Source organism: Anisomitus miae (SeqCode) (assembly GCF_054906395.1).
Genome location: NZ_JBRACL010000006.1, coordinates 3906 through 6357 on the forward strand (window position 1 = coordinate 3906; position 2452 = coordinate 6357).

The following is a 2452-nucleotide window of genomic DNA, read 5'->3' on the forward strand; positions in this document are numbered from 1 at the left end:
AATATACACAATAGTGCTATTTTGCATTTAGAGGCGATTTGAGAGGGTATTTTATTTATATAATGGGTAGACTTACCACAAAATAGTTTTACACACGTAGCATGGACGTGAGGTATATAATTTATATATGAGAAGGAGTAAAGACATGAGTGTAAACTATAATAAAATAAATCATCCATCTCATTATACAGATGGTGGGATAGAAACTATAAATTATATCGAGGCTAAGGGATTTGGGTATCATTTGGGTAATGCTATAAAATATATTAGCAGGGCTGGAAAAAAAGAAGGAGCAGATGAAATAGAAGATCTGCAGAAGGCTAAATGGTATATTGATAGATATATAAATACGTTGTGACTCTTAGTTAATGTCTTTTTTAAAAATTTTGGGATGTCATGCTGATTTTTCATTTCCGAAAATTTCCGAAAATTTCCGTACACTACCGTATTTGATCTATGTAATAATTAGCATGTGATATTTTGGCTAATGGGTGGCGTAGATATAGCGTATCGGCTAATGTCTGTACATGCTGGGATTACTTAAAAAGATAAGAGGTGTGTTTAAGAGCTCTTCTTTTTTATTTTTAGGTTCTTCCCGCTATTTTAGCGGCTTGCGGTGCCACGACCCCGAAAAAAGCCTAGTTTTGATTAAAAAAAACTGTGTCCGTGTCCGTAGTATTGGGTTTTTTACCTTTGAGTTTAGGAGGGTGATTGGTTTTGATAAAGATGAGAAAAGGGGAGTTAGCAGAATTTTTGGAAGTCGATGAAAGAACTATCACTAGGTGGGTTAATAAAGGTTGTCCTAAAGATGGGATTTACTATGATTTAAAGGCTGTACTTAAGTGGCGTGGGTTGATAGGTTCGCCTGACGTTGCTAACACAGACCTTGATAATTTATCATTGCCTGAGCAGAAGTTAAAATATGAGATTGATTTGAAAAAAGCACAATCGGAACTCCATGATTTAAAGCTTAAAATTGAGAAACAGGAGTATTTAGCTAAAGATGAGGTTGTTAGGAATTTAACTGATGGGTTCTTGGCCTTTAAGCGTGCTTGTCTTAACTTAGAGAATAAAATTGTAATGGAGTTAGGTGCTACGTTATCGGATGGGTTGCGAAGGGATGTTAAATCTAAAATACATAGTTTGATAAACTCTGTATTGAATAATATATCAAAGGGTAATTTTGATGACTAGATTGTCACAGTGGTATTTGACCTCGCTGCGAGTATTTGAGATATCTGATCTAAATTTGGTTGATTGGGCGGATAAATACAGAAATTTATCGCCGGAATCATCCTCTGAAATTGGTCGCTGGAATACAAGCAGGACACCTTATATGAGAGAGCCTATGGAGGTAATTAGTGACAAGAAAACTGAGGAAGTTGTGATAATGGCATCGGCTCAGGTAGGCAAAACGGAACTTATTTTAAATTTAATAGGGTATTGTATACACCAAGACCCTGCTCCAATTATGGTAGTTTTGCCAACTGAGGAAATAGCTAACGCGTTTTCGGAAGATAGGCTTGCTACTATGATACGAGACACTGATGTATTAAAAAATAGAGTTTTTGAAACTAAAAGTAGAAATACAAGCAATACAAAATTACATAAGAACTTTGACGGAGGGCATATAACCATAGTTGGTGCTAATGCTCCATCGTCATTAGCTTCGAGACCTATTAAAATATTATTATGTGATGAGATTGATCGTTATCCTATGTCTGCTGGCAAAGAGGGCGATCCCGTAACCATAGTCGAGAAGCGTACTACTACTTTTTTTGATCGCAAGATTATTAAAGTGTCAACGCCAACACTCAAGAATGCGAGTAAGATTGATGAGTGTTATTGCAAGGGTAGCTGTGCAGTATGGGAGTTACCTTGCCCTAGTTGTGGTCTGTATCAAGAGTTATCTTTTGAGTATTTAGATTTAGAAACATCAGATATGTACTGCAGGCATTGCGGTAGCTATGCGAATGAATTTGAGTGGAAGAAGAACAGCGTTAGAGGTAGATGGCACCACAAAAATCCTGAATCTGAAATTAAGAGCTACAATTTAAATGCTTTTGCGTCGCCTTGGGTGTATTGGCGTAATATTGTCGATGATTTTAAAAGGTCCAAGATAGCTGGTGATTCGCAGCTACAGGTATTTTACAATACCGTTTTGGGTCTCCCTTTTGAGATTAAGGGGGATGTGGGGAATCCTCAGAAATTGTATGAACTAAGGGAGAATTATACTAAAATACCGAATGAGGTTAAGGTATTAACTTGTGGTATAGATACCCAGGATAATAGGTTGGAGTACGAAATTGTAGGATGGGCCGAAGATGATGAGAGCTGGGGAGTGCAGAAAGGTGTTATTGTGGGTAACCCATCTATAAAACGTGTTTGGGATGATTTATGTGGAATTTTGAATTCGGAGTACAAGAAAGATGATGGGAGCAAGCCTATCTTC

3 protein-coding genes are annotated in these 2452 nt (G+C 37.1%); all 3 read left to right on the plus strand.

The genetic code is table 11. From position 1 onward, the window contains the following. Window positions 1-127: 127 nt before the first annotated feature. Entirely contained in the window at window positions 128-358 is a 231-nt protein-coding gene (locus AALI31_RS02665) for a DUF3310 domain-containing protein (protein WP_489884984.1), read from the plus strand. A gap of 359 nt (window positions 359-717) precedes the next feature. After that, window positions 718-1194 (plus strand): hypothetical protein, encoded by a 477-nt coding sequence (locus tag AALI31_RS02670; RefSeq protein WP_489884985.1) that lies wholly within the window; start codon window positions 718-720, stop codon window positions 1192-1194. Then, on the plus strand, window positions 1187-2452 hold a 1266-nt coding region (locus AALI31_RS02675; RefSeq protein WP_489884986.1), incomplete at its 3' end, for a terminase gpA endonuclease subunit. The genes AALI31_RS02670 and AALI31_RS02675, both read left to right, overlap by 8 nt.